The sequence below is a fragment of the Micromonospora sp. NPDC050495 genome, assembly GCF_040655175.1.
Taxonomy (GTDB): Bacteria; Actinomycetota; Actinomycetes; order Mycobacteriales; family Micromonosporaceae; genus Micromonospora.
Genome location: NZ_JBFAJK010000061.1, coordinates 17,812 through 27,376, shown reverse-complemented (window position 1 = coordinate 27,376; position 9,565 = coordinate 17,812). Strand labels below are relative to the sequence as shown.

Sequence of the window (9,565 nt, the reverse complement as noted above, 5' to 3'; positions counted from 1 at the left end):
GGCCTCGCCACCCTCTGGCACCACCACGGCATCACCCCCGACGCCGTCCTCGGCCACTCCCAAGGCGAAATCGCCGCCGCCTACCACGCCGGCGCCCTCACCCTGCACGACGCCATCACCATCACCACCGCCCGCGCCACCGCCGTCACCACCCTGCACGGCACCGGCACCATGGCCTCCATCCCCCTACCCGCCGACCAGGTGGCCGCCCTGCTGACCGAGCACACCGACCTGCACATCGCCGCCCACAACAGCCCCACCACCACCGTCATCGCCGGCAACCCCAACCAGGTACGGACGCTGGTCGACACCCTCCAAGCCCAAGACATCCGCGCCCGCGTCATCGCCGTCAACTACGCCTCACACACCCCCCACATCGAACCCCTCCGCGAAGCGCTCCTCACCACCCTCGGCACCATCACACCCCAGCCGACCGACGTCACCTTCTACTCCACCGTCACCGGCACCCACATCGACACCAGCCACCTCACCGCCGACTACTGGTACGACAACCTCCGCCAACCCGTACGCCTACAAACAGCCACCCAAGCCCTGCTCACCGACGGACACCACACCTACATCGAAGCCACCCCCCACCCCATCCTCACCCCCACCCTCCAACAAACCTTCGACACCTGGGACAGCGTCGACGAGCCCCGCGCCCTCGCCACCCTCAAACGCGACCACAACAGCCACCGCCAGTTCCTGCACGCCCTCGCCACCGCCCACACCCACGGCCTCACCATCAACTGGCACCTCCCCGTCCCGGCCCGACACCTGCCCCTGCCCACCTATCCCTTCCAACACCAGCGCTACTGGCTCGACCCGGTGCCGGTGGCGTCGACGCCGGCCCACCACGGCCAGAGCCCGGCGGGGCATCCGCTGCTCGCCGCGACGATCACCACCGAGGACGGCACGCACGTCTTCACCGGCCGGCTCACCGTGGATGGTCACCCGTGGACGAGCGACCACGCGGTGGGCGGGCAGCCGATCCTGCCCGCCGCGGCCCTGGTCGACCTGGCCCTGCACTGCGGCACCTTCACCGGCCGGCGGCACCTGCGGGAGCTGACCATCCACGCGCCGCTGACCCTGCCGGAGACCGAGCCGCTGCACCTGCGGGTCGAGGTGGGCCGGCCGGCGGAGGACGGCAGCGCCATCACCATCAGCAGCCGGCCGGAGGGGCAACCGGACGAGCCGTGGACCCGGCACGTCAGCGGCCTGCTCACCGCCGCGCCGGGACCGGCGCCCAGCCCGGCCCCGCCGGCGCCGTCGCCCACGGCGGAACCGGTCGACGTGGCGGCGTTCTACGCCGGCCTGGACGACCTGGGCCTGCACTACGGCCCCGCGTTCCGCAACGTGGTCCGGGCGTGGCGGGACGGGGAGAGCGTGCACGCCGACGTCGCGCTGAACCCGGATGTCGAGGCCGCCGGCTACGGCCTCCATCCGGCGCTGCTGGACGCGGCGCTCCACGTCGGGGCCGCGCTGCGTACCGGGGACACCGTGCAGGTGCCGTTCGCGTTCGCGGGTGTCACGGTGCACGCCGTGGGGCCGACCGCGTTGCGTGTCACGCTGACCCGCACCGGCGCGGGGGCGGTCAGCGTACGGGCCACGACGCCGCAGGGCGTTCCGGTCCTGGACGTCGAACGCCTCGACACCCGGCCGCTGGACGTCGCCGCGCTGCGGGCCGCCCCGCTGCACCGGGTGGTCTGGGAGCCCGTCGCGGCCACCGTCGACACCGTCGACGGGTACGAGGCGGTCGACGACGACGGGCTGGCCGATCTGCTGCGTACCTCGATGAACGCCCCCGACGTGGTGGTCTACTCGCCGGCGACGGGCGGCGATCCGGTGGCCGGTACGCACGACGCGGTGGCCCGGATGGTGGCCACCCTGCAGAGCTGGCTGCGCGAGCCCGACCTCGACGGCTGCCGCCTGGTGGTGCTCACCCGCAACGCGGTCGCCGCCGGCGACGGCGAGGACGTGACCGACCTGCCGGCCGCCGCGCTGTGGGGGCTGCTGCGGTCCGCCCAGACCGAGCACGCCGACCGGTTCGTGCTGGTCGACAGCGACGGGACGGCGGCGAGCGAGGACGCGCTCGCCGCCGCGCTGGGCTGCGGCGAACCGCAGCTCGCGCTCCGCGACGGCCGGCTGCTGGCCCCGCGCGTGGCGCCGGTCGCGCCGGCACCGGATCATCCCGCGGTCCCGCTCGACCCGGACGGCACGGTCCTCATCACCGGGGGTACCGGGACCCTGGGCGGCCTGCTCGCCACCGAGCTGGCGACCACCGGTCGGGCCCGGCACCTGCTGCTGGCCGGCCGGCGCGGCGCCGATGCCCCGGGCGCGGCCGAGCTGGTGGCCCGGCTGCGCGAGTTGGGCGCCGAGGCCACCGTGGTGGCGTGCGACACCGCCGACGCCGAGGCGGTCGCCGCGCTGGTCGAGGGGATCCCGGTGGCGCGTCCGCTCACCGCCGTGTTCCACACCGCCGGCGTCCTCGACGACGGGGTGCTCACCGGTCTCACCGCCGAGCAGGTGCACGCCGTGCTCCGGCCCAAGGTGGACGCGGCCTGGCACCTGCACCGCGCCACCGCGCACCTCGACCTGTCGGCGTTCGTGCTCTACTCGTCGATCGCCGGCACCCTCGGCGCCGCCGGGCAGGCCAACTACGCGGCGGCGAACAGTTTCCTCGACGCGCTCGCCCAGCACCGCGTCGCGCAGGGCCGGCGCGCGCTCAGCCTGGCCTGGGGCTTCTGGGCGCAGGCCAGCGGCATGACCGGGCACCTCGGCGACGCCGACCGGGAGCGGCTCGCCCGGGGCGGGCTGCTGCCGCTGCCCACCGGCGAGGCGCTGGCCATGCTGGACCGCGCGCTCGCCGGGACCGCCCCGACCGTCGTACCGACGCGGTGGCACCGTCCGGCGCTGCGCGCGCAGGCCGAGGCGGGCACTCTGCCGGCGTTGCTGCGCGGCCTGGCCCCGGCGCCCGCCCGGCCGGTGGCGGGCCTCGACGGCGCGGCCGGGCTCCTGCACCGGCTGGCCGGCCTGACCGCTGACGAGCGGCACGCGCGCCTGCTGGACCTGGTCCGGGCCCAGGTCGCCGTGGTGCTCGGGCACGCCGACGCCGCCGCCGTGCCGGCGCAGCAGCCGTTCAAGGAACTGGGCCTCGAATCGGTCACCGCCGTCGAGCTACGCAACCGGCTCACCGCCCTGACCGGCTGGAAGCTGCCCACCACGCTGGTGTTCGACCACCCGACGCCGCTCGCGCTGGCCCGGCACCTCGGCACCCACCTGTCCGCGCCGGCGGCGCCCGCGCCGGCCCCGGCCACCGCCGCGCCGGCGGTGGCCGACGAGCCGATCGCCATCGTCGGGATGGCCTGCCGGTTCCCCGGTGGCGTCGACTCGCCGGAGCGGCTGTGGCAGCTGGTCCGCGGTGGTGTGGACGCGATGGCCGGTTTCCCCACCGACCGGGGCTGGGACCTCGCGACGCTGCACGATCCCGACCCCGACCGGCCCGGCACCACGTACGCCCGGGAGGGTGGTTTCCTCGGCGACGCCGGCCTGTTCGACGCGGAGTTCTTCGGGATCAGCCCGCGGGAGGCGCTGGCGACCGACCCGCAGCAGCGGCTGCTGCTGGAGACCGCCTGGGAGGTCCTGGAGCGGGCCGGCATCGATCCCACCCGGCTGCGCGGCACGGCCACCGGCGTGTTCGCGGGCGTCGTCTCCCAGGAGTACGCCCCGGCCACTCTGGCGCCGCCCGCGGAGGTCGCCGGCTACCTGCTGACCGGCAACACCACCAGCGTCGCGTCGGGCCGGCTCGCCTACGCGCTCGGCCTCGAGGGGCCGGCGCTGACCGTGGACACCGCCTGCTCGTCGTCGCTGGTCGCCACCCACCTGGCCATGCAGGCGCTGCGCAACGGCGAGTGCACCCTGGCGCTCGCCGGGGGCGCCACCGTGATGGCGACCCCGAAGATCTTCGTGGAGTTCGCCCGGCAGCGGGGACTGTCCGCCGATGGGCGGTGCAAGTCGTTCGCGGAGTCGGCGGACGGCACCGGGTGGGGCGAGGGGGTCGGCCTGATCCTGCTGGAGCGGCTCTCCGACGCCCGCCGCAACGGCCACCCCGTCCTCGCGGTGATCCGCGGTTCCGCGGTCAACCAGGACGGCGCCAGCAACGGGTTGACCGCCCCCAACGGACCCTCCCAACAACGCGTCATCCGCCAAGCCCTCGCCAACGCCCGGCTGAGCCCCGCCGACGTCGACGCCGTCGAAGCCCACGGCACCGGCACCACCCTCGGCGACCCCATCGAAGCCCAAGCCCTCCTCGCCACCTACGGCCAGGACCGCTCACAGCCCCTCTGGCTCGGCTCGATCAAATCCAACATCGGCCACACCCAAGCCGCCGCCGGCGTCGCCGGCATCATCAAAATGGTCCAAGCCATCCACCACGGCACCCTGCCCAAGACCCTGCACGTCGACGCCCCCTCCACCCACGTCGACTGGACCTCCGGCGCGGTGGCCCTGCTGACCGACACCACCCCCTGGCCCGACCACGACCGACCCCGCCGCGCCGCGGTCTCCTCCTTCGGCATCAGCGGCACCAACGCCCACCTCATCATCGAACAAGCCCCCGACCCCGCCGGCCAGGACCCGGCCCCGGAGGAGCCGGCCGGATCGGAGTCCGCCACCGACGCCCATTCCGCCGTGCCGCTGCCCTGGCTGCTGTCGGCGAAGACCCCGGCGGCGCTACGCGACCAGGCGGCCCGGCTGGTGGAGGTGCTGGACGAGCGGCCGGACCTGGCTCCGGCCCGGGTGGCGCACGCGCTGGCCACCACCCGGACCGCGTTCGACCACCGGGCGGCGATCGTCCCCCCGCTGGACGACCCCGACGGTGAACCGCACACCACCGCGGACCTGATCGCCGCCCTGCACGCCCTCTCCGACGGCGTAAACCACCCGAACCTGGTCCAAGGGGCGGTGAGCACGGTCGGGAAGGTGGCGTTCCTGTTCACCGGGCAGGGCGCCCAACACCCCGGCATGACCGCCGACCTCTACCACCACTTCCCCGTGTACGCCGCCGCGCTGGACGAGGTGTGCGCGGCCCTCGACCCGCACCTCGACCGGCCGCTGCGGGAGGTCATGTCCGGCCAGCACACCGACCTGCTCGGACAGACGCTCTACACCCAGCCGGCCCTGTTCGCCGCAGAGACCGCCATGGTGCGGCTGCTGGACAGCTTCGGGATCCGACCCGACTACCTGATCGGGCACTCCATCGGGGAACTCACCGCCGCGCACATCGCCGGCGTCCTCGACCTCACCGACGCCGCCCACCTCGTCACCACCCGCGCCCGGCTCATGAACACCATGCCCACCGGCGCCATGCTCGCCATCACCGCACCCCTCGAACGGGTGCAACCACTGCTCGACGCGCACCCCGACGTGAGCCTCGCCGGACACAACAGCCCCACCTCACTCGTCCTCGCCGGCAACACCGACACCATCGACACCATCGCCGCCCAGCTCACCGACGACGGCGTGCGCGCCCGCAAACTGCACGTCGCCCACGCCTTCCACTCCGCCCACACCGAGACGATCCTCGACGACTTCCGCACCGCCGCCACCACCGTCACCTACCACCCGGCAGCGCTGCCCATCGTGTCCAACCTGACCGGACAACTCGCCACCAACCAGCAACTCGCCGACCCCGACTACTGGGCACGCCACATCCGCGACACCGTCAACTACACCGCCGGCACCGAAACCCTGCACGAACTCGGCGTCACCCACTACCTCGAAGTCGGACCCGACGCCACCCTGAGCACCCTCACCCGCGAAACCCTCACCGACGCCACCGCCATCCCCACCCAGCGGCGCGGACACGACGGAACGGCAACCCTGCTCACCGCACTGGCCACCGCCCACACCAGCGGCGTCGACGTCGACTGGACACCGCTGCTCCCCGCCATCCCCGCCCCGGCGGAACCGCTGCCCACCTACCCGTTCCAGCGCCGCCGCTACTGGCTGCACCACGGAACCGGCCCGATCGAGGCGGCGGACCTGGGGTTGAGCCAGGCCGGGCACCCGCTCCTCGGCGCCGCCATCGAACTCCCCAACGACCAGGGCCACCTCTACACCACCCTGCTGAGCGTCGACGCCCATCCGTGGCTGCGCGACCACGCCATCGCCGGCGCCGTGCTGCTCCCCGGCACCGCGTTCGTCGACCTCGCCCTGCACGCCGGGCACGAGACCGGGCAGCCGTACCTGGACGACCTCACCATCGAGGCGCCGCTCGCCCTCGACGCCGGCAGCCACGTACCGCTCCAGGTGCACGTCGACGCCCCCGACCGGGACAACCGGCGGGCCGTCACCTTCCGGACCCGGTACGGCGCCGACCCGACCTGGCGGGTGATCGCCACCGGCACCCTGACCGCCCGGGGCGGACCGGCCGCCGAGCGCGAGCCCGAGCCGTGGCCACCCGCCGACGCCACCGCCGTGGACGTCTCCGACCTGTACGCGACGCTGGCCGAGGCGGGCGTCGACTACGGTCCCGCCTTCCAGGGCCTGCGCGCCGCGTGGCGGGCCGGCGACACCGTGCACGCCGAGGTCCGGCTCCCCGACGAGGTCACCAGCAGCGGGTACGGCATCCACCCCGCGCTCCTCGACGCCGCCCTGCACCCGCTCGCCCTCACCGCCGGGGACGGCGGGACCCGCCTGCCGTTCGCCTGGTCGGGCGTCGCCCTGCACGCCACCGACGCCACCACCCTGCGGGTCCGGTTCCGGCAGGTCGACGCCGACGTGGTGAGCGTGCACGCCACCGACCCGGCCGGCGCGCCGGTCATCGACATCGAGTCGCTCACCCTCCGGCCGCTGCCGCGGGGCGGCCACCGCGACGTGGCCGGCCTGTTCACGGTGGAATGGGCCGCCCTCGACGTGACCCCGGTCGGCGCGGCACCGGCGTACCCGATCCTGGACCCGGCGGGACTCGACCGGCTGCTCGCCGCGGACGCCGTACCCGACGAGGTCGTCGTCCTGGCCGTCAGCGGCCCGGACGGGCCCGACGGCGTCGCGGCGCTCACCGCCGAGACGTTGGCGCTGCTGCGCCGCTGGCTGGCCGACGACCGGTGCGCCGCCGGCCGCCTGGTGGTGCTGACCAGCGGCGCGGTCGCCGCGGCACCGCACGACGAGGTCGCCGACCTGGCCGCCGCGGCCGTGCGGGGGCTGGTCCGCGCGGCGCAGGCCGAGCACCCGGGACGCCTCGTCCTCGTCGACTGGGACGCCACCCCGACCAGCCGGGCCGCCCTGCCGGCCGCCGTCGCCAGCGGCGAACCGGAGCTGGCCCTGCGCGAGGGCGCCGCGCTGCGACCGCGACTCGTCCGGACGCTGCCCGGCGAGCGCCCCGACACCGACCTGGACCCCGAGGGTACGGTCCTGATCACCGGCGGCACGGGCGGACTGGGCGCGCTGCTGGCCGGCCATCTCGCCGCGACCGGGCAGGCCCGGCGGCTGCTGCTGGCCAGCCGGCAGGGACCGGCGGCGCCCGGCGCCGACGCGCTGACCGCCCGGCTGGCCGAGGCCGGTGCCGAGGTGACCGTGGCGGCCTGCGACGTCACCGACCCGGCGGCGGTGACCGCCCTGCTCGCCGGGATCCCCGCCGGGCACCCCCTCACCGCCGTCTTCCACACCGCCGGCGTGGTCGACGACGCGCCGCTGCACACCCTCACCGGAGCGCAGCTGGACCGGGTGCTGGCACCGAAGGTCGCCGGGGCGTGGCACCTGCACCAGGCCACCGCGGACCTGCCGCACGCCGCGTTCGTGCTCTACTCCTCCGTCGCCGGCACGCTCGGCAGCGCCGGGCAGGGCAACTACGCGGCGGCGAACGCCTACCTCGACGCCCTGGCCCAGCACCGCGCGGCGCAGGGACGCCCCGGCACCTCCGTCGCCTGGGGGCTGTGGGAGCGGGAGACCGGCATCACCCGGCACCTCGACGCGCGGGACCGGTCGCGGGCCGCCCGGCACGGCGTACGGCCGCTGACCGACGCGGCGGGCCTCGCCCTGCTCGACGCCGCGCTGGCGGACGGGCGGCCACTGCTGGTGGCCGCCGACCTCGACGCGCGGAGCGTGCCCGCGCTGCGCCCCTCCCGGCTCCGGCGCAGCGCGGCGACCAGCACCGACGCCACCGGCCCGGCCGGCAGGCTGGCCGGGCTGGACGCCGCCGGGCGGGCCCGGTTGCTGTCCCGGCTGGTCCGCACCGAGGTCGCCGCGGTGCTCGGCCACGCCGACGCCGACCAGGTCGACCCCGACCGGGCGTTCAAGGACCTCGGGTTCGACTCGCTGACCGCCGTGGACCTGCGCAACCGGCTCACCGCGGCCACCGGCCTGCGGCTGCCCGCCACGCTGATCTTCGACCACCCCACCGCCGAAGCCCTCGCCACCCACCTGCTCACCCGGTTGGCGCCCGCCGGCGGACCGGGCGTCACCCGGACCGTCGCGGGCCCGGCGCCGGCCGACGAGCCGGTCGCCATCGTCGGCATGGCCTGCCGCTACCCGGGCGGCGTGCGCAACCCGGACCAGCTGTGGGACCTGGTCGCCGGCGGGATCGACGCGATCAGCGAGTTCCCCACCAACCGCGGCTGGCAGCTCGACCGGCTGCACCACCCCGACCCCGACCACCCCGGCACCACGTACACCCGCCACGGCGGCTTCCTGCACGACGCCGACGCCTTCGACGCCGACTTCTTCGGCATCAGCCCGCGCGACGCCGCCGCCACCGACCCCCAGCACCGGCTGCTGCTCGAGACCGCCTGGGAGACCATCGAGAACGCCGGGATCAACCCGCACACGCTGCGGCACAGCGACACCGGCGTCTTCACCGGCATCATGTACGGCGACTACGGCGCCCGCCTGCAGCACCCGCCCGCCGGCTACGAGGGCCACCTGAGCAACGGCAACGCCGGCAGCATCGCCTCCGGGCGGCTCGCGTACACGCTGGGGTTGCAGGGGCCGGCGCTCACCGTCGACACCGCCTGCTCGTCCAGCCTGGTCACCGCCCACCTCGCCATCCAGGCGCTGCGCAACGGCGACTGCAGCCTCGCCCTGGCCGGCGGGGCGACCGTGATGGCCACCCCCGGGACGTTCATCGAGTTCGCCCGGCAGCGCGGGCTCGCCGCCGACGGGCGGTGCAAGTCCTTCGCGGACACCGCCGACGGCACCGGGTGGAGCGAGGGGGTGGGTCTGCTCCTGCTGGAGCGGCTGTCCGACGCCCGCCGCAACGGCCACCCGGTGCTCGCGGTGATCCGCGGCTCGGCGGTCAACCAGGACGGCGCCAGCAACGGCCTCACCGCCCCCAACGGCCCCGCGCAGGAGCGGGTCATCCAGCAGGCCCTGGCCGCCGCCCGCCTCTCCCCCGCCGACGTCGACGCAGTGGAGGCGCACGGCACCGGTACGACCCTCGGTGATCCGATCGAGGCGCAGGCGCTGCTGGCCACGTACGGGCAGGACCGCTCGGAGCCGCTGTGGCTCGGTTCGGTCAAGTCGAACCTGGGGCACACCCAGGCCGCCGCCGGCGTCGCCGGCATCATCA

The 9,565-nt window shown here is 75.4% G+C and carries 1 protein-coding gene (cut by a window edge); it reads left to right on the top strand.

Annotated elements, in window-relative coordinates; genetic code table 11:
• Positions 1 to 9,565, top strand: part of the annotated coding region (locus AB0I11_RS31280; protein ID WP_357328869.1) for an SDR family NAD(P)-dependent oxidoreductase (this coding region is incomplete at its 5' end). Its footprint extends 9,737 nt past the window's final position; 9,565 of its 19,302 annotated nt are in view.